The sequence below is a fragment of the Amycolatopsis nigrescens CSC17Ta-90 genome, from assembly GCF_000384315.1.
GTDB classification, from domain to species: Bacteria; Actinomycetota; Actinomycetes; order Mycobacteriales; family Pseudonocardiaceae; genus Amycolatopsis; species Amycolatopsis nigrescens.
In genome coordinates, this window is record NZ_ARVW01000001.1 from 2,738,520 (window position 1) to 2,764,126 (window position 25,607).

Below are 25,607 nucleotides of genomic sequence, written 5' to 3' on the forward strand. Positions count from 1 at the left end.
CGGGGGGCACAGACCGCCCAACCGATTCTCCTCCCGCCGAAACCGTCACCAGCGAAGTCCGGCCGGGGAGTCACGGCTTGGAGTACCAGCAGGTCGTACATGGCAGACTGACCGCGCAATGGAGCTCGCCCGGCATTTCCGGTAAGGCGACGATACGGGTCGTCCGAGTCCGGTATAAGTACTCGCAGCATTCTGTCCAGGTAGGGGAGCAAGGAAGTGGCAACCGGCACGACGGTATTCAGCAGGGTCACGGTGGTGGCCCCACGCACCCGGATCGATGTGGCCCTACCGGCCGATGTCGCGGTCGCCGACCTGCTGCCGATGTTGCTCGAGATGGCGAGAGAAGCGACCCCGGACGGCGGCGCCAGGCACGGCGGCTGGGCGCTGGCCAAGCTGGGCGACGCGCCGCTGGACCCGAGCCGCACCCTGGCGTCACTCGGTGTCGTGGACGGCGAGCTGCTGCAGCTGCGCCGCCGGAACGAGAACCCGCCCCCTCCTCTCTATGACGATGTGGTCGACGCGATCGCCGAGTCCGACCCGGACAGCTTCCGGCCGTGGACCAAGGAGACCGCGCGGCGGATCGGCCACATCGCCGGCGGGCTCGCGCTGGTGCTGGCCGCGGTGGCGCTGTTCATGGGCGGCTCGCTCTACGGCGGCAGCGCGCTGGCGTCCGCGATCACCGGCGGCGTCGGCGCGATCGCCTGCGTGTCGCTCGGCGCGGTGCTCGCCAAGGCCTACCAGGCCGAGGCCACCGGGGTGCTGATCGCCGCGGCGGGCGGGCTCCCGCTCGCCTTCGTGGCCGGCTTCTACATCGTGCCCGGGGTCTCCGTACGGGCGAACCTGCTGCTGGGCAGCGGCCTGGTGGTGATCGTCGCAGCGGTGGCGATCATGGTCATGGGCGCCGGCATCACCACGTTCATCGCGGCCGCGACGGCCGGCCTGATCGGAGTCATCGCCTTCCTCATCGCGACGCTGATCGCGCACCCCGCGCCGGGGATCGCGGCCGGTACCGCGGCGGTCTCGCTGGCGCTGATCTCGATCCTGCCGAGGGCGACCATCTGGCTGGCCAAGCTGCCGTTGCCGCACGTGCCGGGCAACGCGGAGGAGCTCAAGGAGGACTCCGGCTTCCCGGACTACACCGCGATCGAGCGCCGGACCAACGTCGCGCACAACTACATGACCGGCCTGCTGATCGGCTGTGGCGGGGCGACCGCGGTCGCCGCGATCATCGCGTCCACCTCGTCCACCGTGTTCGGCATCATCATGGGCGTTGTCGCCACGCTGGTCCTGCTGCTGCGGGCCCGGTCCTACGCGAACGGCAGCCAGGCGATCGCGCTGCTGACCACCGGCATGGTCTCGGCCGGCGGCATCCTGCTGGCCTGGCTCGGCGTGGAGGACGCGTTCGGCAGGCTGCTCTGGGTGTTCAGCGCGCTGATCCTGATCGCGGCCGGCTCGCTGGTGGTCGGGGTGATCTTCCCGAACCAGCGGTTCTCGCCGCCGATGCGGCGCACCGTGGAGATCATCGAGGCGATCTGCATCGCGACCGTACTGCCGCTCGCACTCGCCGTGATGGACCTCTACTCGACGTTGCGGCACATCTCCTTCAAGTGATCGGACCGGTCGTTCATGGCACCCGCACGCAGGAATAGCCGGACGCGCGTGCGCCCGTCCGGCCCCACCGGCAGGACGGCGACCGTGCTGCTGGCGGCCACCATCGGCATGCTCGGCCCCGGCGTGGGCCCGCTGACCGCGACGGCTCAGGCCCAGGACGGGGAGTACTACGCGACTCCGCCGCCGGTGCAGGAGAGCCAGGTCCCGCCGGACGCGGCGCCGAAGCCGGACCGCGCCTACGAAAAGGGCACGGCGTGCGTCACGCGCAACCTCGGCGAGACCGTGGTGCTGCGGAACAGGCCGTGGGGCCAGGGCCATCTGCAGATCGATGACGTGCACAAGATGCTGCAGGCGAGCAACATCAGCGCCGGTGGCGGGGTGAAGGTCGCGGTGATCGACACCGGGGTGACCGAGCACGCCTACCTGTCGGGACGGCTGGAAGCCGGCGGCGACTACGTGGAGGAGTCCAAGCAGGGACTCGAGGACTGCGACGGGCACGGCACCGAGGTGGCCGGCATCATCGCCGCGAAGACCCCGCCCGACATCGCCTTCCGCGGGGTGGCCCCGGACGCGCAGATCGTGTCCATCCGGCAGTCCAGCCAGAACTACAAGCCCGCCAAGGAAAGCCAGACCGCGCAGCCGCCGGCGACCGGGCAGCAGCCGCCTCCCGAGGGGGGCACGCCGTCGAACACCGCGACGCCGGGGACGGAGCTGCCGCCGTCCAACGGTGGCGGGCAGCCCGCGGGCGACGAAGAGACCGGCTCGCAGCAGGGCGGCGGCGGTAAGCGCCAGCAGGACCAGGAAGGCGCCGCGGGGACCGTGGACACCCTGGCCCAGGCCGTCCGGCACGCCGCGGACATCAGCGGGGTCAAGGTCATCAACATGTCGGTGGACAACTGCCGGCCCGCCAACGGCTCCATCTCCGCCGGTGAGAGGCGGCTGCAGGCGGCCGTGCGGTACGCGGTCAACAAGGACGTGGTCGTGGTGGCCGCGGCCGGGAACACCGGCGAGAACTGCCCGCAGAACGGCGGGCCCGGCGCTGACCCGAACCGGCCGAGCACGATCGTCACCCCGCCCTGGTTCGGCACCGACGTGCTGTCCGTGGCGGCGATCGACCAGAGCGGCGGTGTCGCGGAATTCAGCGTGCACGGGCCGTGGGTCAGCGTGGCGGCGCCGGGGACCGACATTATTTCACTCGATCCAGCGACAAAGGGTTCGACGAACCTGGCCAACCAGACCATCGAGAACGGCGAGCCGCAGTACATCCAGGGCACCAGCTTCGCGGCGCCTTACGTCGCCGGAGTGGCCGCGCTGGTGCGGGCGAAGTACCCGGACCTGAACGCCCGCGAGGTGATGCGGCGGATCACCAGCACCGCGCAGCACCCCGGCGCGGCCAGCGGCCGAGACAACTTCGTCGGCTACGGCGTGGTCAATCCGATGGCCGCGCTGACCGCGGTCATCCCGGCGGAGGAGAACCTGCCGCCCGCCGCGTCCCAGCCGGTGCCGCCCGAGATGCCGGGGTCGTCGGACCGCGACTGGACCCCGATGATCGTCGCGCTGGCCGGCACCGGCGGCGGCCTGATCGCACTGCTGATCACGCTGTTCACCGTGCACACCATCCGCCGCACCCGCGACCGCTCCGCCACCCAGCGCGTTTAGCGGGCTAACCGCGCTCCTCCCGTCCCGAACGGCGGGTGGGGCGAAACGGGTCGTCGGGTTCTGTCACCTCTGTGGACGGTTCCTGGCGTCGTGACCGAGGCGGTAGACAGCAATCACGGGGCACGGCCCATATCGGCCGTGCCCCGTGATTGCGTTGCTCAGGTTCTGCTGGCGACAAGGTCTCCCCGCCGCCGGGCTTCAGTTGCCGGACGGCGCTCCCGCGGCCTGCGGAGCGGGCGTCGGGAACGAACCCGCCTTCGGATCGGTCGGCACCGAGTCGTAGCTCTTCTGGACGTCACCGGTGTTCAGCGACGCACCGGTCGGCAACAGCCTGATGATCGCCTCCGGCGCGGGCCGAGGATCGGTCAGCCCCAGGCCGTTGGCCGTGTTGACGTCGGGCACGCCGTACCGCAGCCCGCGATCCGACACCAGGCTGATCTGTCCACTGTTGAACGATTCCTTCGAAGTGGCGGCGCGCACCACCGCACCCCGGCCGGGCTGCAGGTAGAAGCCATTGATCTTGAACCCGTCCGGGCCCGGCTGGCTGAGCGGCATCGCCTGCGACTGGCCCTGTGCGTTCTTCGGGCCGGGCAGCTGACTGCCGACGAAGACCGCGGTGTGCCCGTCCTCGTTCGGCGTGCCCTTGTTCACGATGTTCCAGCCGAGGCAGGTGAGCGGGGTCAGCGCCGGCTCCAATGTGGTCGGTACCGACTTCGGGTAGTCCTCGACCGCGAGCGCGCCCGGCGTTCCCGCCTGGATCAGCGGGAGCTGCTGGAGTTTGTCGAGGGAAACCTCCGGCAGTGCACCGACCCGGCCGCCCGAGTTCTCCGCCAGCAGCAAGTCGGCCACTGCCGCGGACACCTGCTGGACACCGTTCGGCAGGATCGCCCAGGCGTCCTGGCCGCCGACTCGTGTGGTGGCGAACACCTGACCGATCATCAGCGACTGCGACACGGTGAAGGTGGCCGGGCGCTGACCCTTGTTCGGGATCACCGGGGCCTTCAGCTCACCGACCTCCGGGATGGCGTTCAGCAGACCGGTCGAGATGCGCCGGCTCTTCTGCTTGTTGAGCTGCAGTGCCACGGCCACGGCCGGCTTGCTCAGGTCCACCCGCGCCCGCACCGCGTTGGCACTGGTCCGGTTGACATTGTTCTCTTGCCGGTAGATCAAATAGGACTGGCCGTTGTCCGCGGTCACCAGCAGGGACTCTTCCTGTCCCAGCTCGCGCCCCAGATTGGGGACCCCGGCGAACACGGTGGTCTCGGTCGTGGCCTGCTCCAGGCCGACCTGGGAGGGCAGGCTCGGATCGATCTTCGTGAGATCGCACACGCCCCAGTCGTCCGACACCCGCTGGTCCTTGTTCGGCAGCAACTGCGGACCGTCGATGATGCCGGTCATCTTGCCCCGGGTGATGTCCTTCAGCTGCTCGTCCGGTACGACCTTCGGATCCTCCACTTTGGCCCCGGAACTCTGCGCCGGTGCGCCCTGGCCGCCCTGTTGCTGCTGCTGAGCCATCAGCAGCAGGCGCGCGGAGGCGAGGTTGAAGACCGGGATCAGCTTGGGCGGGTTCGCGGTCTTGACGAACACCGCGCCGGACTGCTCACCGATCACGATTCCCGAGTCCGGTGGCGTCGGCTTGGGGTTGAGCAAGCCGACGATCAGGAAGCCGAGCATGCCCAGCATGCCCAGCACCACACCGACGATGGTCGCCCGCGTGTGCGTGCGCATCGGGTCGTGCAGCATGACGGCGTCCCTGCGGACCAGCGCCGACTGCATACGACGCAGCACGAACTGGTACGCCTGGACTTGAGACTTAGTCGTCGGTGTTGAAGGCATTCTCGACCTACAGCTCTCCCAGTCGCGGTACGGTTCCGCAGGATAGTCGTACGGGACCGTCCTGGTGTGGGTTTCTACCAACCCCAGCTAGTGTCAGGCATCCCGGGACCGGCTTTCCGGGTACGTAGCACTTACGAGGGGAAGAGAACGCGCGGATGTCCGTCACCACTCCTCCACGTCCGGGTGGACCGCCGGGGTCACCGCCACCTCCGGGACGGCCCCCTGGGCCGCCGCCGCGACCTGGCAGACCAGGCGGCCCCACCGGTGGACCGGGAGGCCCAGGCGGGCCCCGCGGTCCCGGAGGGCCTGGTGGACCCGGTGGCCCTGGCGGCCCCGGAGGTCCAGGTGGGCCCGGCGGACCTGGAGGTCCTGGCGGCCCGGGAGGCCCGGGAGGCCCGGGTGGCCCACCGTCGGGACCGCCGTCCGGCGCGACTCCCGTCCCACCGGTGGCCCCGCCCGCCCGCCGCCGCACGCTCGGTGTGAACCTCGGCTTCCTGCCCGTGGTCAACCTGGTGGTGCTGGAAGTCGGTCTCGCGGTGGGACTGATCCTGCTCGCGATCAACGAGTCCCTGCTTTATGTCGCGATCGGTGTGCTGGCCGTCGCACTGGTGCTCGCTTTTCTCCGTTGGCGGGGAAAGTGGTTCACCCAATGGGTTGGACTTACCACCCGCTACACCTTCCGCACCCATGACCGGGTGGCGGATCCGGCGCCCCCGTCCAGCCTCGAGTCCATCGCGGCCGAAGAGGACGCGGTCACCGGACCCGACGACGCGAGGGTGAACCTGCTTCGGCTGGTGGTGCCGGACCTCGTGGTGGCGCATGGCACAGATCACGAACGCCAGCAGGTCGGGCTCGCCTGGCATGACGGCACGTGGACCGCGGTGCTGCTGGTGGAACCGACCCCGGATCTGATCACGCAGGCCGGTAGCGCGCCGAGTCTTCCACTTTCGGCGTTGGCACCCTGCCTCGAAGACCGTGGCGTGGTGCTCGACTCGATCCAGATGATCTGGCACTGCTACCCGGGCAGCGCCGCGTTGCCCGCCGACTCGCCCGCGCTGAGCTCGTACATGGAGGTGCTCGGCCCGCTGCCGGCGGCGGCGAGGCGGACCACCTGGGTCGCGATCCGGCTCGACCCGCGCCGCTGCCCGTCCGCCGTCCGGGAACGCGGTGGCGGCGTCGTCGGCGCCCACCGCGCGTTGATCGGCGCGTTGTCCCGGGTGCGCAACGCTCTCGAGTCCCGTGGCGTGCCGACCAGGCCGCTCAACCCCGACGAGCTGCTGCGGGCCGGTATTTCGGCCTCGGAGCTCACCTCGGTGGCCGGTTCGAGCTCGCGGGTGAGCCTGCAGGAGAGCTGGACCAGTGTGACGGCGGCCGGCATCGGGCACGCAAGCTACGCGATCACCAGCTGGCCGAAGGGCAAGATCACCAACAGTCTCAACGCACTGACCAGTGTCAGGGCGCTGTCGGCCACGGTTGCCATGTCGATCTCGCCCGCCGCCGACGAGGGGCAGATCGGGCTTCGCGGTGTCGTCCGGCTGAGTGCGCGCAACCCGCGTGAGCTCGAAGCCGCCGACGGCAGGCTGACCAGCATTTCGGGCCGGCTCGGCGTGACGCTGACGCCGCTGCGCGGGCTGCAGGTCGACGGTCTTGCCGCGACGCTGCCGATGGGAGGCACGGCATGAGTTCACGGGTGCGCGACGCAGGCCAGAACACCGGTGTGGCACCTGAGTTCACGGTCGACCCGGCGCTGCTCGACGCGATCAGCCCGTCCGGTGACCGGGGCGGGATCGTGCTGGGCTCCGGGATCAAGGGCGAACCGCTGACGATCTCCGCGCTGCGGTCGACGCCGACCAGGATCGTGCTGGTCGGCGGGCTGTACCTGGCCCGTCAGGTGGCTTTGCGGGCGATGGCGGTGGGGGCCTGGGTCGTGATCGCGACCGGGCGACCGGCGGCCTGGCAGGTGCTGTCGAAGGCGGCCGGAAGCCAGCCGAACGGCAGGCCGTCGCCGCTGGTGCAGATCCGGCGGCTGTCGCCGGTCGAGCTGCCGCGGCCCTCCGAGGACGCACCGCTGCTGGTGGTGAACGACGGCGGTCCGACGCCGCCGGACCTGTTCCCGCCACGGTCGCCGTGGCAGACCACCGTGTACGTGCTGCCCTACCTGCACCCGCAGGCGAGCGCGACGGCGAACGCGGCCGACCTGGTGCTGATGCAGCGACTGCCGGTCGGACAGGCCGAGCTGGCCGCCCGGATCTGGCGGCTGCCGCCGCAGATGATGCGGCAGCTCACCACGTTGAAGGACGATCAGGTAGTGGCGCTGGGCCGGAACCTCTGGCGCCCGCTGCGCCTGGTCACCACCGCCAAGGAGCAGCAACTACTCGGCCCCGTCCGCCGCGGCGACTAAGAGGTCAGTTCAATATGAGTTTGCGGAAACAGATGAGTGAGCAGATCAGGGTGAGAATGGCTTGGTGGACGTCGGCGCGGTGTCGGTAGGTGCGGAGCCAGGCGATTGTGCGTTCTACTGGCCATCGGATGGTGCCGAGGCCGGAGCCGTGTTGGGTGCCGCGGCGAGTGTGACGCCGCCGGTGCGTAACTGGCGGCGGCGTAGGTCGCTGTCGTAGGCGCAGTCGGCATAGAAGCGTCATGGCCGGCGTTGTGGCCTTCCGGCTACGCCCCGGATGGATGGCCGACCAGCGACAGGAATTGGGTGATGTCGTTGTGGTTGCCACCAGGGAGCGTGACCGCGAGGGGATACCGGTGGCGTCGGTGATCTCAGGCAGTGCTTGGAGCCGGGCTTGTGCCGGTCGACCGGGCTGGGTTCGGGTGTGCTCCCCCTTGGGGTTTTGAGTGCGCTCAGGTGCGTGGAGTCCACCAGCGCACGGGACATATCAGCAGCCCGGCCGCGCGTAACACGGCGAGCAGGCACTCATGCAACTCCTGCCACACCCCCGGCCTCCTGCCGCTCGGTCAACCGCCGCCAGCACGTGTCGCCCGAAGCACCGAACAACCGGGCAGGCAACCGGTTCCAGCCGATCTCGGTGCGCACCACATACAGAATGTCCTCCAGCGCGGCACGATCATCGACGCGCTTGCGCCCCGGATACCTTAAACGCCGTGGCGGCACCGGAACCAACGGCTCAAATCGCACTCACAACTCGTCGGTCACAAACTACTCACACATCCGGCAAGCCTGGAACACCCACAACAACACCAAAGTCGACACGCCCACTCATTCTGAACCGACCTCTAAGGTTGGCCTGTCGCGCTTAGCTAAACTAAGCACGACAGGCCAACCATTAGAATCTACATTCTACACCTATTGGGCCACGGGTTCAGGTGAAGCGTGTCGACTCGCATCCACCCCTCGCCACCTCCCCAGAGCACACCGAAAGCCCAGACTGGCTCAGTATTGGGAACATAACCGTAGTTCCAGCAAAGCGCATCGAAGCCATTGCCGTAGTCAGCTTGATCGAACACTGGCCAATCGACACTGGGCGCGGAATGCATCGTGGCCCCATTTACAATTACATAACTGCTGGGACCCTCCATCGCCACACTTGCGGCCGCCGAGGCGGCAGGAACACCTACACCACTAGCAAGTGCAGTGCCGACCAAGACGGCAGCCAAAAAACGGCGGCCCGTCTTCTTCTTAGCTGCGAAGTACTCCTTAACTACACCCACGTACACTCCCCTGCGTAGTTCCAGTGCAACATGCACAAGACAATGAGTGTACCCACGATCTCTAGCGACAAACAAGTAGACGAATTCCAAATTATTCCTGTCAAAAACAAGAAAGATTGTGTTCTAAATTACATTTTCCCAGTGTTTGAATAGTCAACATCTACCCCAACTTGCCCGACCTTATTCTCGATTCTTTGCGTGACATCGAGTTGATCTTGAGACGAGTCCGCCAATCTCGCTGCGACGGTGGGCATTTAGAGGTCGTCAACCTGCCTGTGTCGGCGTTTCGGGTTTTTGACATTAAAGACAGCGCCTACCAGAGCAAATGAAATTCGGGGCTGCATAAGCGGATCGCAGCAAGTCCGGTTTCCCTACCGCGAAAGGAACTTCGCCTCATATCCAGAGCCTGTGTCACGCCAACCCGCGCGAACACCCGGGCTACAGAGAGCGGATATTACGGGTCTGGTCCGCTCGAGCAGCCAACTCGGCATCCGGCGGGTAGTCGACTCCCACCAGAGTGAGACCGTGCGCAGGAGCGACCGCGCTGTCCCGAACACCGCTCGCCAGTACCGCGGATGGCCACCCGACGTCGCGGCGCCCGTCGCCAACCAGCAGAAGAGCGCCGACCAGGCTTCGCACCATGGAGTGGCAGAACGCGTCAGCCGACACGGCCACCGCCACCAGATGTTCCTCGATCCGGCTCCATTCAAGGCGCTGCAGCTCGCGAATCGTCGTCGAGCCCTCGCGCTGTTTGCAGAACGCCGCGAAATCCCGCAGGCCGAGCAGCGCATGCGACGCCTCGTTCATGGCATCGACCGACAACGGCCGGTTCCAGGCCAGGGTGTCGTTGCGGCGCAAGGGATCCACGCCCCATGGCGCGTCAGACACCTGATAGCGGTAATGCCGCCGGATGGCGGAGAACCGCGCGTCGAACCCCGGGGGCGCGACCTTCGCGTCGAGCACGCGGACGTCTCCGGGCAGATAGCGATTCCACCGGTGCAGCATCCGGCCGAGGTCCGGAATGCCTCGCTCGTCCACTACCAGCCGCCCCGAGGACGTTCCGCCCGCTAAAGGCGCTACGTCGACGTGGACGATCTGGCCGGTGGCGTGGACGCCGGCGTCGGTTCGACCGGCCACCACGACGGACTTGGGCACCGAAGCGCCCGGAGACTGCTTCGCCAGCGCCTCTTCGAGAAGGCCCTGAACGGTGCGAAGGCCGGGCTGCCGTGCCCAGCCGGAGAAGTTCGTGCCGTCGTAGCTGACCTCGAGACGCAGACGAACGAGCCCGCCCTCCCCAGCAGGAGTGGCGGGCTCGTTCGGAGTGTGCTCTGCCGTCAGGACTTGTCCTTCTTCTCGGCAGCGTCATCGTCGGACTCAGCAGCCTCGTCAGAGGCCTCCTCAGCGGCCGGCGCGGACGCGTCGGCGTCCTTGTCCTCCACCGCGGTGTCGGCGACCTCAGCGGTCTCCTCAGCCTCGGCGTCGGCGGCGTCAGCGGTGTCGACGGCGTCCGTGGCGTCTTCGGCCTTGGCCTCCGCCTTCGGGGCGTCCTTGGCGAACTTCGTCTTGCGAGCGGCTTCGGCCTCCGCGGACACGGTCTTCTCGGCCACCAGCTCGATGACCGCCATCGGGGCGTTGTCGCCCTTGCGCGGCATCGTCTTGGTGATCCGGACGTAACCGCCGGGGCGGTCGACGAAGAACGGACCGATCTCGGCCATCAGCTTGTGCACGACCGACTTGTCGCGGATGACCCGCATGATCTGGCGGCGGTTGTGCAGGTCGCCCCGCTTCGCCTTGCTGATCAGCTTCTCGGCCAGCGGACGCACGCGCCGAGCCTTGGCCTCGGTCGTGGTGATCTTGCCGTGCTCGAACAGCGACGTGGCCAGATTCGCCAGCAGCGCGCGTTCGTGGGACGGCGAGCCGCCGAGACGGGGTCCCTTGGTGGGGGTGGGCATCGGTTCTCCTAGTTCAGCTTCTCAGCCGCGAAACCAGGCTTCTCCGGTGCGTCACCGCACCGGAGAAGCGACCGGTCCTACAGCTGCTCCGTCTCTGCGTAATCCTGGCCATCGTCGTGGCCGTTGTCCGAAATACCGTCCGTGATCCCGTCCACGCCCTCGGACCAGCCTTCTCCGTCGTAGCTGGCCGCGGCCGCGGTCGGGTCGAACCCGGGCGGGCTGTCCTTGAGCGCGAGACCGAGGCCGACGAGCTTGAGCTTGACCTCGTCGATCGACTTCGCACCGAAGTTGCGGATGTCGAGCAGGTCGGCCTCGCTGCGCGAGACCAGTTCGCCGACGGTGTGGATGCCTTCGCGCTTGAGGCAGTTGTAGGACCGGACGGTGAGGTCCAGGTCCTCGATCGGCATCGCGTAGGCGGCGATGGTGTCCGCCTCCTGCGGGGACGGGCCGATCTCGATGCCCTCGGCGTCCACGTTCAGCTCGCGGGCGAGACCGAACAGCTCCACCAGCGTCTTACCGGCCGACGCGACGGCGTCACGCGGCGTGATCGACGGCTTCGTCTCCACGTCCAGGATCAGCTTGTCGAAGTCGGTGCGCTGCTCGACACGGGTGGCCTCGACCTTGTAGGTCACCTTGAGCACCGGCGAGTAGATGGAGTCCACCGGGATCCGGCCGATCTCGGCGCCGGCCTGCTTGTTCTGCAGCGCGGGCACGTAGCCGCGGCCACGCTCCACGACCAGCTCGATCTCCAGCTTGCCCTTGCCGTTGAGCGAGGCGATGTGCAGGTCGGGGTTGTGCACGGTGACCCCGGCCGGCGGCACGATGTCGGCCGCGGTGACCTCACCCGGGCCCTGCTTGCGCAGGTACATGGTGACCGGCTCGTCCTCTTCGGAGCTGACGACCAGCTCCTTGAGGTTCAGGATGATGTCGGTTACGTCTTCCTTCACCCCGGGGACCGTGGTGAACTCGTGCAGCACACCGTCGATGCGGATGCTGGTCACCGCCGCGCCCGGAATGGACGACAGCAGCGTGCGCCGCAGCGAGTTGCCGAGGGTGTAGCCGAAACCGGGCTCCAGCGGTTCGATGGTGAACCGGGACCGCGTCTCGTTGACCGCCTCTTCCGCGAGGGCCGGCCGCTGGGAAATCAGCATTGTTTCTTTCTCCGTTTCCTGCCGGCGCCCGCCATATGACGCCGAAAGGTGTGGCGCACCTCAGCTGCCCGCCGTGGCGGACAGCTGAGGCGAAGCGGCAGCGCGCTCTGGGCGCCGCCACCCGACCTCGCCCGGGCACCAGGCCCGGACGCGGTCACTTCGAGTAGAGCTCGACGATGAGCTGCTCCTGCACCGGAACCTCGATCTGCGCGCGCTCGGGCAGCTGGTGCACCAGCACGCGGAGGTTCGACTGGACGACCTGCAGCCACGCCGGAATGGGGCGCTCGCCGAAGGACTCCTTCGCGGCCACGAAGGGCAGCATGGACATGGACTTCGGCTTCACGTCGATGATGTCGAACTTCTCGACCTGGAAGCTCGGCACGTTGACCTTCTTGCCGTTGACCAGGAAGTGGCCGTGGCTCACCAGCTGCCGGGCCTGCCTGCGGGTGCGGGCGATGCCGGCGCGGTAGACCACGTTGTCCAGCCGCGACTCCAGGATCTGCAGCAGGTTCTCACCGGTCTTGCCGGTGCGGCGCACTGCTTCCTTGTAGTAGCGGACGAACTGACGCTCGAGCACGCCGTAGGTGTAGCGAGCCTTCTGCTTCTCCTGCAGCTGCAGGAGGTACTCGCTCTCCTTGATCCGGCCGCGGCCGTGCTGGCCGGGCGGGTAGGGGCGGCGCTCGAACGCCTGGTCGCCACCGACGAGGTCGACCTTGAGGCGACGTGAGATACGAGTCGCGGGGCCTGTGTAACGAGCCATTTCTTCTTACTCCTCCCCGTTCCTCAGACCCGGCGCCGCTTGGGCGGGCGGCAGCCGTTGTGCGGCTGCGGGGTCACGTCCTGGATGGTGCCGACCTCGAGGCCCGCCGCCTGCAGCGAACGGATCGCGGTCTCCCGGCCGGAGCCGGGGCCCTTGACGAACACGTCGACCTTCTTCATGCCGTGCTCGGCGGCCTTGCGGGCAGCGTTCTCGGCGGCCATCTGGGCGGCGAACGGGGTGGACTTACGAGAGCCCTTGAACCCGACGTGCCCGGAGGAGGCCCAGGAGATCACCGCACCGGTGGGGTCGGTGATCGAAACGATGGTGTTGTTGAACGTGCTCTTGATGTGCGCGTGACCGTGCGCGACGTTCTTCTTTTCCTTGCGGCGGACCTTCTTGGTCCCCGCGGTACGAGACTTCGGTGGCATGTTGGGGCGATTCTCCTCGTTAGCGCGAGTTCTCTTGGTGAGCGACTGCGGCTTCACGCTGTCCGCGCCGGATCACGGAACCGGCGTCGGTGTACAGCTGGCGCAGCGCCATCGGGCGGGCGTAGAGAGCCTTCGGTGAAACACACGAAGCCGTGCCGCGGCGCTGGGAGCCGCCCATCTGCACGACCTTCTTGCCCCGAACGCTCACTTCTTGCCAGCCTTCTTCTTACCGGCAACCGTCTTCTTCGGACCCTTGCGAGTGCGAGCGTTGGTCTTGGTGCGCTGCCCGCGGACGGGAAGCCCGCGACGCCACCGGAGACCCTCGTAGCACCCGATCTCGATCTTCCGACGGATGTCGGCGTTCACCTCGCGGCGAAGGTCACCCTCGACCTTGAAGTTCTCTTCGATCTGGTCCCGCAGCTTCAACACGTCGTCGTCGGCAAGGTCCTTCACGCGGGTGTCCGCGTTCAGGCCCGTGGCGGCGATGAGCTGCTTGGAGCGGGTACGGCCGATGCCGTAGATGTAGGTCAGCGCGATCTCCAGCCGCTTTTCGCGGGGGAGGTCGACGCCAGCGAGTCGTGCCATTGGCGCTTGAGCTCCTTCTTTTCGTTGCTCCAGGTCTGCTCCCCGTCCATCCCGGGACCGACTCGCTGTCGTGCCATCCGCTCGCGCGGCTGGTGTCCCGGCCCCGGCCTGAAGTCCGGGGGTGAACCGGACCGGCGGTGGTGCTGCTCGGCCCGGCAGGTGCGGGGAGGTTATTTAGCTGTCAATCCACTCTGAAACGAGTGCGGGATCAGCCCTGCCGCTGCTTGTGCCGCAGGTTCTCGCAGATCACCATGATCCGGCCGTGACGGCGGATCACCTTGCACTTGTCGCAGATCTTCTTGACGCTCGGCTGGACCTTCACGTCTCCTGCTTTCCTGCTGTGTGCGCTTCGCTCGCCTGCATCACTTGTAGCGGTAGACGATGCGACCACGGGACAAGTCGTAGGGCGACAGCTCCACGACGACCCTGTCCTCAGGCAGGATGCGGATGTAGTGCTGCCGCATCTTGCCGCTGATGTGTGCAAGGACCTTGTGGCCGTTCTCCAACTCGACGCGGAACATCGCGTTGGGAAGCGGCTCGATTACGCGGCCTTCGACCTCGATGGCCCCGTCCTTCTTGCCCATGTCCTCCGCGTTTCGTGATTGGTTGAGCGGTGAGTGCTTGCCTGGGTGGTGCCTGCGCACGCGCGTCACCCCGACTCCAAATGCCGCGAGATTCACGAGCGCCATGGAACCGGCGTGATGAGCATGCCGACTTGATAGTGTACGCAGGCCGCGTCGAGGTCCCCAAACGGGGGTGACCTGTGCTAGGCGAGCATCCGCCTTACGGGGGCCGATCAGCGTCCGATCAGGTGACGTCCCGCACCCTCATGGATACACCGCGAACCCATCTCACGCCACCCCACCCCAACCATAACACCGTTACCACCTCACGCCCTCACCCCGGAGCGCGTTTAGCCCGCTAAACGCGCCGCGCGGCCCGGAGCGCGTTTAGCGGGCTAAACGTCGCGCGGGGTGGGTCAGGAGTCGGCGGGGGCGGTGAGTACCCAGGGGCCGTCCTCGGTGATCGCCACCGAGTGCTCCCAGTGCGCCGCGCGCGAGCCGTCCGCGGTGACCACGGTCCAGCCGTCCTCGAGCTCCCTGGTCTCTCCCCCGCCGGCGGTCAGCATCGGCTCGATCGCCAGCGCCATGCCCGGCTTGAGCCGCGGCCCCTTGCCCGGTTTGCCGATGTTGGGCAGGAACGGGTCCATGTGCATCTGGGTGCCGATGCCGTGCCCGCCGTACTCCACAATCTGGCCGTAGTCGACGCCGTCCGCCAGTGCGGCGGCTTCGGCCGCGGTCTGGACAGCGTGCGATATATCGGTCAGCTTCGCTCCGGCGACAGCCGCCTCGACGCCAGCCCACATCGCCTTCCTGGTCGCGTCGGACAGCGCCAGATCGCCGGCCGACACGGCGCCGACGGCGATGGTCACCGCGGAGTCGCCGTGCCAGCCGTCCAGAATGGCACCACAGTCGACCGAGATCAGGTCACCATCGGCGAGCACGGTCGCGTCCGCTGGGATGCCGTGCACGATCTGCTCGTTCACCGAGGCGCAGATGGACGCGGGAAAACCGTGGTAGCCCTTGAACGACGGGACGGCGCCGGCGTCGCGGATGGTCTGCTCGGCGAGCTCGTCGAGCTCCGCGGTGCTAACCCCCGGCTTGGCCGCCTCGGTGACCAGCGTCAGCGTCTTCCACACCACGAGCCCGGCGGCACGCATCGCTTCGAGCTCGGACCTGGTCTTGACCTCGATCATGCGGCTACGGCGAAGCACTTGCAGCACACGGAGACCACCAAGATTCACGTGCGCTCGCGCAGGGCGGCCAGCACCCGCGCGGAGACCTCGTCGACTCCACCGACGCCGTCGACGGTGATCAGGATGTCGGCGTAGTACTCGAGCAGCGGCGCGGTCTCCGACAGATAGATCTGCTGCCGGCGCCGGATCACCTCTTCGGTGTCATCCGAACGGCCACGGGACATCAGCCGCTGCACCAGCACGTCCTCGGCCACCTTGAGCTGGATCACCGCATCCAGGGAGTTGTCCGACTCGGACAGGATCTGCCCCAGCACCTCGGCCTGCTTGGTGTTGCGCGGAAAGCCGTCCAGCAGGAAACCGGCCTTGACGTCGCTCTCGGCGAGCCGCTCGCGCACCATCTCGTTGGTCACCGAGTCCGGCACCAGCTCGCCGGAGTCGAGGTAGCGTTTCGCTTCCTTGCCCAGCGGGGTCTGCTCACCGACATGCGCGCGGAACAGGTCACCGGTCGAGATGTGCGGGACGGACAGGCGCTCGGACAGCGCCACCGCCTGGGTACCTTTTCCAGCACCGGGCGGGCCCACGAGAACCAGGCGCGTCATCGGAGAAATCCTTCGTAGTTTCGCTGCATGAGCTGGCTTTCGATCTGCTTCACGGTGTCAAGGCCGACACCGACCATGATCAGCACAGCGGTCCCACCGAACGGGAAGTTCTGGTTCTGGCCCTGACCGGTGAGGGACAGGAAGAAGTTCGGCAGAATCGCGATGATGCCAAGGTAGATCGATCCAGGCAGGGTGATCCTGCCAAGCACGAAGCTCAGGTATTCGGCGGTCGGGCGTCCCGGCCTGATACCGGGGATGAACCCGCCGAACTTCTTCATCTCCTCCGCACGCTCGTCCACGTTGAACGTGATCGTGATGTAGAAGTACGTGAAGAAGATGATCAGTGCGAAATACAGCAGGATGTGCACCCAGCTGGACTGGTTCACCAGGTAGGTCTGCAGGAAGGTCTGCCAGCCGGAGGCCTCGTTCGGGTCGCCGACAAGCTTGCCGATCAGGTCGGGCAGGTAGAGCAGCGACGACGCGAAGATCACCGGGATGACACCGGCCTGATTGACCTTGATCGGCAGGTAGGTGGACGTGCCGCCGTACATCCGGCGGCCGATCATCCGCTTGGCGTACTGCACCGGGATCCGGCGCTGCCCCTGCTCGACGAAGATGACGCTGGCGATGATCACCAGACCGAGCACGCAGACCAGTGCGAAGACCAGACCACCCTTGTTCTGCAGGATGGCGCCACCCTCGGCCGGGATCCTGGCCGCGATGTTCAGGAAGATCAGCACCGACATGCCGTTGCCGACACCGCGCTCGGTGATCAGCTCACCCAGCCACATCATCACCGCGGTACCGGCGGTCATGGTGATCACGATGATCGCGAGCGAGTAGATGCTGTTGTCCGGGATGACCGGCTTGTCGCAGTTCTGGAACAGCTGGCCGCGGTCCGCGAGCGCCACCACACCGGTCGCCTGCAGGATCGCCAGCGCGATCGTCAGGTACCGCGTGTACTGGGTGAGCTTGCCCTGACCGGACTGGCCCTCCTTCTTCAGCTCCTCGAACCGCGGAATCACCACGGTGAGCAGCTGCACGATGATGCTGGCGGTGATATAGGGCATGATGCCGGTCGAGAAGATCGACAGCTGCAGAAGCGCCCCGCCGCTGAACAGGTTCAGCAGCGAGTAGATGCCCTGTTGATCGTCGGTCTGGCAAGCCTGCACGTTGGGATAGGACACCCCGGGCGCTGGAGTGACCGCACCGATCCGGTACACGGCCACGATCAACAGCGTGAACAGGATCTTCTTGCGCAGATCCGGCGTCGCGAGAGCCGAGCGGAAGGCGCTGAGCACGCGGGGGACCTCCTCGGCGTCACCGGCACTTGTACCGGCGATCGGCTTGGCCGGCCTAGACCGGCGGGAACACAACATCACTGGCGGACAAGCCAGGAACGCTTCGGGGCACACTCGTCCCGAAGCGTGCCGCCGACTCTAACAGCAAGCCAGGATGGTTCCCCACCGCCTGGGGGTATTCCCGACGTAGGTCGGTACGACGGCCCCCGGACGGCGGCCGTCGGCGGCCGATCAGGTGCTTGACAAGGCCAGCGCGTCCGCGGTCCCGAGCGGCATGACACCGGTGCCGCAATCGACGTTACGCCTGGCCCGGAGGGTCATGCGCGGTGTTAACGGCCGCGCCGGGCACCGTGCGCTCGTCCGGCGACGGTGGCCGCTGGTCCGCGCGGAGGGTGGCCGGCAACGGGTAGCCGCCGAGCGCCCTCTCCACCCGAGCAGGTTGTTCGCTCCAGGCGTAAGGCGACCAGGTTCCCCGCGCCGACGACGTTTAGCCCGCTAAACGCGCCATGCGGCCGGGAGCGCGTTTAGCGGGCTAAACGCGCGCTCCTGGGGAAAAGGGAACGGCCCGCAGCGGGGGCTGCGGGCCGTTCGGGGAAAGCGGGAGGGCTCAGTTGGTGGTGGCGGAACCGCCAGCAGCCTCGAGCTTCTCCTTGGCGGAGCCGGAGAACGCGTCGGCGGTGATGTCCAGCTTGACGCCGTTCACGTCGCCGTTGCCGAGCACCTTGACGAGCTTGCCCTTGCGGACGAGGCCCTTCGCGACGAGCTCCTCGGCACCGATCTTGCCGCCGTCGGCGAAGACGCGGGCGATGTCGCCCACGTTCACCGGCTGGTACTCGGTGCGGAACCGGTTGTTGAAGCCACGCAGCTTCGGCAGCCGCATGTGGATGGGCATCTGCCCACCCTCGAACCCGGCGGGCACGTTCTTCCGGGCCTTGGTGCCCTTCGTACCGCGACCGGCTGTCTTACCCTTGGAGCCTTCACCACGGCCAACGCGGATCTTGTCCGTCTTGGCCCCGGGTGCGGGCCGCAAGTGGTGGATCTTGATGGCCATTACTTGACCTCCTCCACTACCACCAGGTGCCGAACCGTGTGAATCAGGCCGCGGACCTCGGGGGTGTCTTCACGCACCGTGGACTGCCGGATCTTGTGCAGCCCGAGGGTGCGCAGCGAGTCCCGGTGGTTCTGCTTGGTGCCGATCTTGCTCTTGACCTGGGTGACCTTGAGCTTAACCATCTCAGACCCCCTGACCAGCACGCTGCCGCAGCATCCGAGCCGGGGCGACGTCCTCGAGCGGCAGGCCGCGACGGGCCGCGACCTCCTCGGGACGCTGCAGGCCCTTCAGCGCGGCCACGGTCGCGTGCACGATGTTGATCGCGTTGTCGCTGCCGAGCGACTTCGACAGCACGTCGTGCACCCCGGCGCACTCCAGCACCGCGCGCACCGGGCCACCGGCGATGACACCGGTACCGGCGCTGGCCGGGCGGAGCAGCACCACACCGGCGGCGTCCTCACCCTGGATCGGGTGCGGAATCGTGCCGGCGATCCGAGGCACCTTGAAGAAGTTCTTCTTGGCCTCCTCGACGCCCTTCGCGATGGCGGCGGGCACCTCCTTGGCCTTGCCGTAGCCGACGCCCACCTGACCGTCGCCGTCACCGACGACGACCAGCGCGGTGAAGCTGAACCGCCGGCCACCCTTGACCACCTTGGCCACGCGGTTGATCGCGACCACGCGCTCGAGGTTCAGGCTCTTGTCCTGGGCCGCTCCGCCACGACCGCCGTCGCGCCGGTCCCGGCCGCCACCGCCGCGACGGTCATTGCGGTCGTTGCCGCCCTGACCGCCGGGGCCGCCGCCCTGCTGACCGCCGCCGAATTGCCGTGTACGTCCCGGCATCAGGCTTTCCTTCCATCAATGCTGTTCATGCTCAGAATTCCAACCCCGCCTCGCGGGCGGCGTCGGCCAGTGCCGCGATCCGGCCGTGGTAGGCGTTGCCCCCACGGTCGAACACCACGGCGGTCACGCCCGCGCTCTTCGCCCGGTTCGCGACCAGCTCGCCGACCTTGGCGGCCTTGGCCTTCTTGTCGCCGTCGAGCGCGCGGACGTCCGCCTCCAGCGTGGACGCCGAGGCCAGGGTGTGCCCGGCCAGGTCGTCGATCAGCTGGACGGCGATGTGCCGCGAGGACCGCTTGACGACCAGACGGGGACGCTGGTCGGTGCCGCTGATCTTCTTGCGGAGCCGGAAGTGCCGGCGCGCCTTCGCGACGCGACGCCTGGTCGACATGTCCTTGCCGACTGGCTTCCGCTTCTTGGTAGCCGATTCGCTCATGATCACTTACCCGTCTTTCCGACCTTGCGGCGGATGCGCTCACCCTCGTAACGCAGGCCTTTGCCCTTGTACGGGTCCGGGCGCCGCAGCTTGCGGATCACCGCGGCCGTCTGGCCGACCTTCTGCTTGTCGATGCCGGAGACCGAGAACCTGGTCGGGGTCTCCACCGTGAAGGTGATGCCCTCCGGTGCGGCGATCTTGACCGGGTGGCTGTAGCCGAGGGCGAACTCGAGGTCCGAGCCCTTGGCCTGCACGCGGTAACCGACGCCGTGGATTTCGAGCTTCTTCACATAGCCGTCGGTGACCCCGACGACCAGGTTGTTCACCAGGGTGCGGGTCAGTCCGTGCAGCGCACGGCTCTCCCGCTCGTCGTTCGGGCGCTTCACCTCGAGCGTGCCGTCCTCGGTGCGCTCGACGGTGATCGGCTCCGCGATGGTGTGCTCGAGGGTGCCCTTGGGCCCCTTGACCTGAATGTGCTGACCGTTGATGGTCACCTCGACCCCGGAAGGGACGGTGACCGGCAGCTTTCCGATGCGTGACATGCCTGAGCCCCCTTCCTTACCAGACGTAGGCGAGGACTTCGCCGCCCACGCTGTTGCGCTTGGCCTGCCGGTCGGTCTGCAGCCCGGAGGACGTCGAGATGATCGCGACGCCGAGGCCGCCGAGCACGTTCGGCAGTTCGGTCGATTTTGCGTAAACCCGCAGACCCGGCTTCGAAACCCGGCGGAGGCCGGCGATGCTGCGCTCACGGTTCGGGCCGTACTTCAGCTCGACGACGAGGTTCTTGTGCTTCTCGCCCGGCTCGTCGCGGTAGCCCGCGATGTAGCCCTCGCGCTTGAGGATCTCGGCGATGTTCGCCTTGATCTTGGAGTGCGGAAGCACGACCTCGTCGTGGTACGCCGAGTTCGCGTTACGCAGACGAGTCAAGAAGTCTGCGATGGGGTCGGTCATCGTCATGGTGACCTGTCAACCTTTCTCGCCTGGTTCCCCTCCCGGGGCCTGTGGCGAAGTGGGAGTCGTGAGAAACCGTTACCAGCTGGACTTGCGCACACCGGGCAGCTCACCCGCGTGCGCCATCTCGCGCAGGCAGATCCGGCAGAGCCCGAACTTGCGGAATACCGCGTGCGGGCGACCGCACCGCTGGCAACGGGTGTAGGCGCGCACCGCGAACTTGGGCTTCTTCGCGGCCTTGTGGACGAGCGCTTTCTTGGCCATCGGCTTAGTTCTCCTTGAACGGGAAGCCGAGCTTGCGAAGCAGCGCGCGGCCCTCGTCGTCGGTGTTGGCGGTGGTGACAACGGTGACGTCCATCCCGCGCGGGCGGTCGATGGCGTCCGGGTTGATCTCGTGGAACATGGACTGCTCGTTGAGACCGAACGTGTAGTTGCCGTTGCCGTCGAACTGCTTGCCGGAAAGGCCGCGGAAGTCGCGGATACGCGGCAGCGCGATGGTCAGCAACCGGTCGAGGAACTCCCACATCCGGTCGCCGCGCAGGGTGACGCGCGCGCCGATCGGCTGGCCCTCGCGCAGCTTGAACTGCGCGATGGACTTGCGAGCCTTGCGCACCTCGGGCTTCTGCCCGGTGATGATCGACAGGTCGCGGACGGCACCTTCGATGAGCTTGCTGTCGCGGGCCGCGTCACCGACACCCATGTTCACGACGACCTTGACGACGCCGGGGATCTGGTGCGGGTTGGTGAAGCTGAACTCCTTCTGGAGCTCAACCGCGATCTCCTCGCGGTACCGGGTCTTCAACCGCGGCACGATGTTCTCAGTGGAGGTCATCAGATGTCCTTACCGTTCCTGCGCGAGACGCGAACCTTCTTGCCGTCTTCGCCGATGCGGTAACCCACGCGGGTCGGCTTGCCGTCGGAGTCGACGACCTGCACGTTCGACACGTGGATGGGGGCTTCCTGAGTGACGATGCCACCGGACTGCGCACCACGCTGGGTCTGGGTGATCCGGGTGTGCTTCTTGATCCGGTTCACGCCCTCGACGAGCACTCGCTCGCGCTCCGGGTAGGCCTGGATGACCTTGCCCTTGGCGCCCTTGTCCTTGCCGGCGATGACGACGACCGTGTCGCCCTTCTTCACCTTCATCACAACACCTCCGGCGCGAGCGAAATGATCTTCATGAACTTTCGATCGCGCAGCTCGCGGCCGACCGGGCCGAAGATGCGGGTGCCCCGGGGCTCGTTGTCGTTCTTGATGAGCACCGCGGCGTTCTCGTCGAAGCGGATGTAGGAGCCGTCCGGTCGACGCCGCTCCTTACGCGTGCGGACGATGACGGCCTTGACCACGTCGCCCTTCTTCACCCCGGCAGCCGGGATGGCGTCCTTCACGGTGGCGACGATGATGTCGCCGATGCCCGCGTAGCGCCGCCCCGAACCGCCGAGCACACGGATGCAGAGAATCTCCTTGGCACCCGTGTTGTCGGCGACTCGCAGTCGCGACTCCTGCTGGATCACGTCAACTCCTGGTATGTCACGCCGGTTCTGGGTTCGATCCCAGCCTTGCGGAACTGAAGAGAACCTTGCGGCTCTCTGCTTACTTGGCCTTCTCGACGATGCGCACCAAGCGCCAGCGCTTGGTCGCCGACAGCGGACGGGTCTCCATCAGGATGACCTTGTCGCCGACGCCGGCGGTGTTCTCCTCGTCATGCGCCTTGACCTTGCTCGTGCTCCGGAGAACCTTCGCGTAACGCGCGTGCTTCTTGCGGTCCTCGAGCTCGACCACGATCGTCTTGCTCATCTTGTCCGAGACGACGTAGCCCTCACGGATCTTGCGGTAGTTCCGGCCGGACTCGGCGCTCAGCACCGGCTCCTTGGCGAGCTCTTCAGGCTGCTCACTCATGCCGCACCCTCACTCTCGGCATCATCGGGGGAAACAGACAGCCCGAGTTCGCGCTCGCGCATCACGGTGTAGATCCGCGCGATGTCCGTGCGAACCGTCCGCAGCCTGCGGTTGTTGTCCAGCTGCCCGGTGGCCATCTGGAAGCGCAGGTTGAACAGCTCCTCCTTGGCCTCCTTCAGACGCAGCACGAGCTCCTCAGCAGTGAGCTCACGAAGTTCTGACGCCGCAACGCCTGCTGCTTTCGCCATCAGAACTCACCACCTTCACGGGTCACGATTCGGCACTTCATCGGCAGTTTGTGGATCGCGCGGCGCAACGCCTCGCGGGCCGTCTCCTCGTTCGGGAAGCTGATCTCGAACATCACACGACCCGGCTTGACGTTGGCCACCCACCACTCCGGCGAGCCCTTACCGGAACCCATCCGGGTTTCCGCGGGCTTCTTGGTCAGCGGGCGGTCCGGGAAGATGGTGGTCCACACCTTGCCGCCACGCTTGATGTGCCGGGTCATGGCGATACGAGCGGCCTCGATCTGCCTGTTGGTCACATAGCTGTGCTCAAGCGCCTGAATGCCGTACTCGCCCCAAGTCACGTTGGTGCCGCCCTTGGCGGCGCCGGCGCGCTTCGGAGAGTGCTGCTTCCGGTGCTTGACCTTGCGCGGGATGAGCACTTCTCAGCCCTCCGTCTTCTCTGCCGTGTCCGGCGAAGCGACCGCGGGCGCGGTGTCAGCGGCGGGCGCGGCCTTCTCGGCCTGCGCGGCCCGGCCTGCCTCGGTCGAGGTCGCGGTGGTGCCCGACGCGCCGGAACGACGCGGGCGAGCGGGACGGTCGCGGTCGCGACGCGGGGCGCGCTCGGCGGCCGCGGCGGCGTCACGCGCCTCCTTGGCCTTGAGCCCGCCGACGATGTCGCCCTTGTAGATCCACACCTTCACGCCGATGCGGCCGAACGTCGTCTTGGCCTCGAAGAAGCCGTAGTCGATGTCGGCACGCAGCGTGTGCAGCGGGACACGGCCGTCGCGGTAGTGCTCCGAACGCGACATCTCCGCGCCACCGAGGCGACCACCGCACTGCACGCGGATGCCCTTGACCTGCGGCGAGCGCATGGAGGTCTGCAGCGCCTTGCGCATCGCGCGGCGGAAGGCCACCCGGTTGGACAGCTGCTCCGCGACACCCTGCGCGACGAGCTGGGCGTCGGCCTCGGGGTTCTTCACCTCGAGGATGTTCAGCTGCACCTGCTTCTCGGTGAGCTTCTCCAGCGCGCCGCGGATCCGGTCGGCCTCCGCGCCGCGACGGCCGATGACGATGCCCGGCCGGGCGGTGTGGATGTCCACGCGGACCCGGTCACGGGTGCGCTCGATCTCGACCTTGGAGATACCGGCGCGCTCCATGCCGGTGGAGAGCAGCTTCCGGATCTTGACGTCCTCGGCCACGTACTCCGAGTACTGCTTGTCGGCGTACCAGCGAGACTTCCAGTCCGTGGTGATACCCAGGCGGAAGCCGTGCGGGTTGATCTTCTGGCCCACTACCGGCCACCTGCCTTCTTCTTGCTCTGCGCCTTCTTCGCGGTGTCCTTCGGCCGGGACTCCACGATGACGGTGATGTGGCTGGTGCGCTTCCGGATCCGGTAAGCGCGGCCCTGTGCCCGCGGCCTGATCCGCTTGAGAGTCGGGCCCTCGTCTGCGGTGGCGTTGCGGACCCACAGCGTGTCGGGGTCGAGGTCGAGGTTGTTCTCGGCGTTGGCCGCCGCGCTGGCGATCACCTTGGCGAGCGTCTCACTGGCCGCTTGCGGAGCGAACCGGAGCACGGCCAGGGCCTCGCTGACGCTACGACCCTTGACGAGCTCGATCACCCGGCGCACCTTGGTCGGCGAGTCCCGGACGAAGCGAGCCCGCGCGACGGCGGTCGGCAACTCTTCTGCCGTCGCCGTGGCGTTGTTCTGGGCGTTCATCTGCTTCCCTACGTCTCTAGTGGCCCGCTCAGCGGCGGCGCGACTTGCGGTCGTCCTTGATGTGGCCCTTGAAGGTCCGAGTCGGGGCGAACTCGCCCAGCTTGTGACCCACCATCGCCTCGGTGATGAAGACCGGGACGTGCTTGCGGCCGTCGTGCACCGCGATCGTGTGTCCCAGGAAGTCCGGGATGATCGTGGAACGCCGGGACCAGGTCTTGATCACCGTCTTCTTGTTCGCCTCGTTCAGAACGTCCACCTTCTTGAGCAGGTGGTCATCCACGAAGGGGCCTTTTTTCAGGCTGCGTGGCATTTGTGTCTACCTCCCTGCTCAGCGCTTCTTGCCGGTACGCCGGCGGCGGACGATCAGTTGGTCACTCGGCTTGCGGCGGCGGGTGCGGCCCTCCGGCTTGCCGTTCGGGTTCACCGGGTGGCGGCCACCGGAGGTCTTGCCCTCACCACCACCGTGCGGGTGGTCGACCGGGTTCATCACGACACCGCGGACGGTAGGACGCTTGCCCCGCCAGCGGTTACGCCCGGCCTTGCCCCAGTTGATGTTGGAGTGCTCGGAGTTGCCGACCTCGCCGACGGTGGCCCGGTTGCGCACGTCCACGTTGCGGATCTCGCCGGAAGGCAAGCGCAGCTGGGCGTACGGACCGTCCTTGGCGACGAGCTGCACCTTCGCGCCGGCCGAGCGGGCCATCTTCGCGCCGCCACCGGGGCGGAGCTCGATGGCGTGCACCACGGTGCCGACCGGGATGTTGCGCAGCGGCAGGTTGTTGCCCGGCTTGATGTCGGCCCTGGGGCCGCTCTCCACCCGGTCGCCCTGCCGGAGCTTCTCCGGCGCGATGATGTAGCGCTTCTCGCCGTCGGCGTAGTGCAGCAGCGCGATCCGCGCGGAACGGTTCGGGTCGTACTCGATGTGCGCGACCTTGGCCGGCACACCGTCCTTGTCGTTCCGGCGGAAGTCGATCAGCCGGTACGCGCGCTTGTGGCCGCCACCCTTGTGCCGGGTGGTGATCTTGCCGGACGAGTTACGCCCACCGCGGCCGTGCAACGGACGCAGCAGCGACTTCTCCGGAGTCGTCCGAGTGATCTCGGCGAAGTCGGAGACGCTGGAGCCACGACGGCCCGGCGTAGTCGGCTTGTACTTGCGGATGCCCATGTCTGCTCAGT

General features: G+C 67.3%; 35 protein-coding genes and 1 pseudogene. 4 read left to right on the plus strand and 32 right to left on the minus strand.

Annotation, left to right across the window (positions count from 1 at the left end):
• The first annotated feature begins 216 nt into the window (after positions 1-216).
• Together eccD and AMYNI_RS0112680 are read left to right on the plus strand one after the other, a co-directional pair.
• Positions 217-1,611: a type VII secretion integral membrane protein EccD gene (eccD, locus tag AMYNI_RS0112675; RefSeq protein ID WP_020668392.1), complete on the plus strand. Its 1,395-nt coding sequence runs from the start codon at positions 217-219 to the stop codon at positions 1,609-1,611.
• 15 nt (positions 1,612-1,626) lie between these two features.
• Positions 1,627-3,270: a type VII secretion-associated serine protease mycosin gene (locus AMYNI_RS0112680; RefSeq protein WP_026360384.1), complete on the plus strand. Its 1,644-nt coding sequence runs from the start codon at positions 1,627-1,629 to the stop codon at positions 3,268-3,270.
• A 198-nt stretch (positions 3,271-3,468) separates the two neighbouring features.
• Here AMYNI_RS0112680 and eccB read toward each other — a convergent pair whose 3' ends face one another.
• Positions 3,469-5,106, minus strand: a complete 1,638-nt coding sequence (eccB, locus tag AMYNI_RS0112685; protein ID WP_084628364.1) for a type VII secretion protein EccB — start codon at positions 5,104-5,106, stop codon at positions 3,469-3,471.
• A gap of 500 nt (positions 5,107-5,606) precedes the next feature.
• On the opposite strand from eccB, the gene eccE reads away from it, so the two are divergent.
• Positions 5,607-6,788 carry a type VII secretion protein EccE gene (eccE, locus tag AMYNI_RS0112695; protein WP_040406820.1) on the plus strand — a complete coding sequence of 394 codons (1,182 nt, stop codon included), beginning with the start codon at positions 5,607-5,609 and terminating at the stop codon, positions 6,786-6,788.
• Positions 6,785-7,507: a hypothetical protein gene (locus AMYNI_RS0112700; RefSeq protein WP_026360385.1), complete on the plus strand. Its 723-nt coding sequence runs from the start codon at positions 6,785-6,787 to the stop codon at positions 7,505-7,507. Before eccE ends, AMYNI_RS0112700 begins: the two co-directional genes overlap by 4 nt.
• A 4-nt stretch (positions 7,508-7,511) precedes the next feature.
• Here AMYNI_RS0112700 and AMYNI_RS48140 read toward each other — a convergent pair.
• From AMYNI_RS48140 to rplB, 31 genes and pseudogenes are all read right to left on the minus strand, one after another.
• Positions 7,512-8,251, minus strand: a pseudogene (locus tag AMYNI_RS48140) (IS5 family transposase).
• 971 nt (positions 8,252-9,222) lie between these two features.
• Complete coding sequence (gene truA, locus AMYNI_RS0112705; RefSeq protein WP_245574172.1) at positions 9,223-10,059, minus strand: tRNA pseudouridine(38-40) synthase TruA; 837 nt, start codon at positions 10,057-10,059, stop codon at positions 9,223-9,225.
• A gap of 59 nt (positions 10,060-10,118) precedes the next feature.
• Entirely contained in the window at positions 10,119-10,736 is a 618-nt protein-coding gene (rplQ, locus tag AMYNI_RS0112710) for a 50S ribosomal protein L17 (RefSeq protein WP_020668399.1), read from the minus strand.
• Positions 10,737-10,813: 77 nt separating this feature from the next.
• Positions 10,814-11,887, minus strand: coding sequence for a DNA-directed RNA polymerase subunit alpha (locus tag AMYNI_RS0112715; protein ID WP_020668400.1), 1,074 nt, complete (start codon positions 11,885-11,887; stop codon positions 10,814-10,816).
• 154 nt (positions 11,888-12,041) lie between these two features.
• Positions 12,042-12,647, minus strand: coding sequence for a 30S ribosomal protein S4 (gene rpsD, locus AMYNI_RS0112720; protein WP_020668401.1), 606 nt, complete (start codon positions 12,645-12,647; stop codon positions 12,042-12,044).
• A gap of 23 nt (positions 12,648-12,670) precedes the next feature.
• The gene (gene rpsK, locus AMYNI_RS0112725; protein ID WP_020668402.1) at positions 12,671-13,075 is read right to left on the minus strand and encodes a 30S ribosomal protein S11; all 405 of its coding nucleotides are present in this window, start codon (positions 13,073-13,075) and stop codon (positions 12,671-12,673) included.
• A 19-nt stretch (positions 13,076-13,094) separates the two neighbouring features.
• Positions 13,095-13,283 (minus strand): hypothetical protein, encoded by a 189-nt coding sequence (locus tag AMYNI_RS50115; protein ID WP_026360386.1) that lies wholly within the window; start codon positions 13,281-13,283, stop codon positions 13,095-13,097.
• A complete protein-coding gene (gene rpsM / locus AMYNI_RS0112735) occupies positions 13,280-13,660 on the minus strand; it encodes a 30S ribosomal protein S13 (protein WP_020668404.1) in 381 nt (126 codons plus the stop codon). Before rpsM ends, AMYNI_RS50115 begins: the two co-directional genes overlap by 4 nt.
• A 208-nt stretch (positions 13,661-13,868) precedes the next feature.
• Positions 13,869-13,982, minus strand: a complete 114-nt coding sequence (rpmJ, locus tag AMYNI_RS0112740) for a 50S ribosomal protein L36 (RefSeq protein ID WP_004558882.1) — start codon at positions 13,980-13,982, stop codon at positions 13,869-13,871.
• 40 nt (positions 13,983-14,022) lie between these two features.
• Positions 14,023-14,244: a translation initiation factor IF-1 gene (infA, locus tag AMYNI_RS0112745; protein ID WP_009948665.1), complete on the minus strand. Its 222-nt coding sequence runs from the start codon at positions 14,242-14,244 to the stop codon at positions 14,023-14,025.
• A 395-nt stretch (positions 14,245-14,639) separates the two neighbouring features.
• Positions 14,640-15,416: a type I methionyl aminopeptidase gene (gene map, locus AMYNI_RS0112750; RefSeq protein WP_020668405.1), complete on the minus strand. Its 777-nt coding sequence runs from the start codon at positions 15,414-15,416 to the stop codon at positions 14,640-14,642.
• 44 nt (positions 15,417-15,460) lie between these two features.
• The gene (locus AMYNI_RS0112755; RefSeq protein ID WP_026360387.1) at positions 15,461-16,015 is read right to left on the minus strand and encodes an adenylate kinase; all 555 of its coding nucleotides are present in this window, start codon (positions 16,013-16,015) and stop codon (positions 15,461-15,463) included.
• Entirely contained in the window at positions 16,012-17,316 is a 1,305-nt protein-coding gene (secY, locus tag AMYNI_RS0112760; protein WP_020668407.1) for a preprotein translocase subunit SecY, read from the minus strand. Before secY ends, AMYNI_RS0112755 begins: the two co-directional genes overlap by 4 nt.
• A gap of 298 nt (positions 17,317-17,614) precedes the next feature.
• Positions 17,615-17,746, minus strand: a complete 132-nt coding sequence (locus AMYNI_RS50520) for a hypothetical protein (protein ID WP_281170265.1) — start codon at positions 17,744-17,746, stop codon at positions 17,615-17,617.
• Between the two features lie 177 nt (positions 17,747-17,923).
• A complete protein-coding gene (rplO, locus tag AMYNI_RS0112765) occupies positions 17,924-18,367 on the minus strand; it encodes a 50S ribosomal protein L15 (protein WP_020668408.1) in 444 nt (147 codons plus the stop codon).
• A complete protein-coding gene (gene rpmD, locus AMYNI_RS0112770) occupies positions 18,367-18,549 on the minus strand; it encodes a 50S ribosomal protein L30 (RefSeq protein WP_020668409.1) in 183 nt (60 codons plus the stop codon). The genes rplO and rpmD overlap by 1 nt, the downstream gene beginning before the upstream one ends.
• A 1-nt stretch (position 18,550) precedes the next feature.
• Positions 18,551-19,207 carry a 30S ribosomal protein S5 gene (gene rpsE, locus AMYNI_RS0112775; RefSeq protein WP_020668410.1) on the minus strand — a complete coding sequence of 219 codons (657 nt, stop codon included), beginning with the start codon at positions 19,205-19,207 and terminating at the stop codon, positions 18,551-18,553.
• A 31-nt stretch (positions 19,208-19,238) separates the two neighbouring features.
• Entirely contained in the window at positions 19,239-19,640 is a 402-nt protein-coding gene (gene rplR / locus AMYNI_RS0112780) for a 50S ribosomal protein L18 (protein WP_040405718.1), read from the minus strand.
• A gap of 2 nt (positions 19,641-19,642) precedes the next feature.
• Positions 19,643-20,182: a 50S ribosomal protein L6 gene (gene rplF / locus AMYNI_RS0112785; protein ID WP_020668412.1), complete on the minus strand. Its 540-nt coding sequence runs from the start codon at positions 20,180-20,182 to the stop codon at positions 19,643-19,645.
• A 16-nt stretch (positions 20,183-20,198) separates the two neighbouring features.
• Complete coding sequence (rpsH, locus tag AMYNI_RS0112790; protein WP_020668413.1) at positions 20,199-20,597, minus strand: 30S ribosomal protein S8; 399 nt, start codon at positions 20,595-20,597, stop codon at positions 20,199-20,201.
• A gap of 72 nt (positions 20,598-20,669) precedes the next feature.
• Complete coding sequence (locus tag AMYNI_RS0112795) at positions 20,670-20,855, minus strand: type Z 30S ribosomal protein S14 (RefSeq protein WP_004558870.1); 186 nt, start codon at positions 20,853-20,855, stop codon at positions 20,670-20,672.
• Between the two features lie 4 nt (positions 20,856-20,859).
• Positions 20,860-21,423, minus strand: coding sequence for a 50S ribosomal protein L5 (gene rplE, locus AMYNI_RS0112800; protein WP_020668414.1), 564 nt, complete (start codon positions 21,421-21,423; stop codon positions 20,860-20,862).
• Positions 21,423-21,737, minus strand: coding sequence for a 50S ribosomal protein L24 (gene rplX, locus AMYNI_RS0112805; RefSeq protein WP_020668415.1), 315 nt, complete (start codon positions 21,735-21,737; stop codon positions 21,423-21,425). Before rplX ends, rplE begins: the two co-directional genes overlap by 1 nt.
• A complete protein-coding gene (rplN, locus tag AMYNI_RS0112810; protein ID WP_020668416.1) occupies positions 21,737-22,105 on the minus strand; it encodes a 50S ribosomal protein L14 in 369 nt (122 codons plus the stop codon). The genes rplX and rplN overlap by 1 nt, the downstream gene beginning before the upstream one ends.
• 79 nt (positions 22,106-22,184) lie before the next feature.
• On the minus strand, positions 22,185-22,490 hold the full coding sequence (gene rpsQ / locus AMYNI_RS0112815) for a 30S ribosomal protein S17 (RefSeq protein WP_020668417.1): 306 nt from the start codon (positions 22,488-22,490) through the stop codon (positions 22,185-22,187).
• The gene (gene rpmC / locus AMYNI_RS0112820; RefSeq protein WP_026360389.1) at positions 22,487-22,738 is read right to left on the minus strand and encodes a 50S ribosomal protein L29; all 252 of its coding nucleotides are present in this window, start codon (positions 22,736-22,738) and stop codon (positions 22,487-22,489) included. The genes rpsQ and rpmC overlap by 4 nt, the downstream gene beginning before the upstream one ends.
• Positions 22,738-23,157: a 50S ribosomal protein L16 gene (rplP, locus tag AMYNI_RS0112825; protein WP_020668419.1), complete on the minus strand. Its 420-nt coding sequence runs from the start codon at positions 23,155-23,157 to the stop codon at positions 22,738-22,740. The genes rpmC and rplP overlap by 1 nt, the downstream gene beginning before the upstream one ends.
• A 3-nt stretch (positions 23,158-23,160) precedes the next feature.
• The gene (rpsC, locus tag AMYNI_RS0112830; protein ID WP_020668420.1) at positions 23,161-24,009 is read right to left on the minus strand and encodes a 30S ribosomal protein S3; all 849 of its coding nucleotides are present in this window, start codon (positions 24,007-24,009) and stop codon (positions 23,161-23,163) included.
• Positions 24,009-24,434 carry a 50S ribosomal protein L22 gene (gene rplV, locus AMYNI_RS0112835; protein ID WP_020668421.1) on the minus strand — a complete coding sequence of 142 codons (426 nt, stop codon included), beginning with the start codon at positions 24,432-24,434 and terminating at the stop codon, positions 24,009-24,011. The genes rpsC and rplV overlap by 1 nt, the downstream gene beginning before the upstream one ends.
• Positions 24,435-24,462: 28 nt before the next feature.
• Positions 24,463-24,744, minus strand: a complete 282-nt coding sequence (gene rpsS, locus AMYNI_RS0112840; RefSeq protein ID WP_020668422.1) for a 30S ribosomal protein S19 — start codon at positions 24,742-24,744, stop codon at positions 24,463-24,465.
• 18 nt (positions 24,745-24,762) lie between these two features.
• Positions 24,763-25,596: a 50S ribosomal protein L2 gene (gene rplB / locus AMYNI_RS0112845; RefSeq protein WP_020668423.1), complete on the minus strand. Its 834-nt coding sequence runs from the start codon at positions 25,594-25,596 to the stop codon at positions 24,763-24,765.
• Between the last annotated feature and the right edge of the window lie 11 nt (positions 25,597-25,607).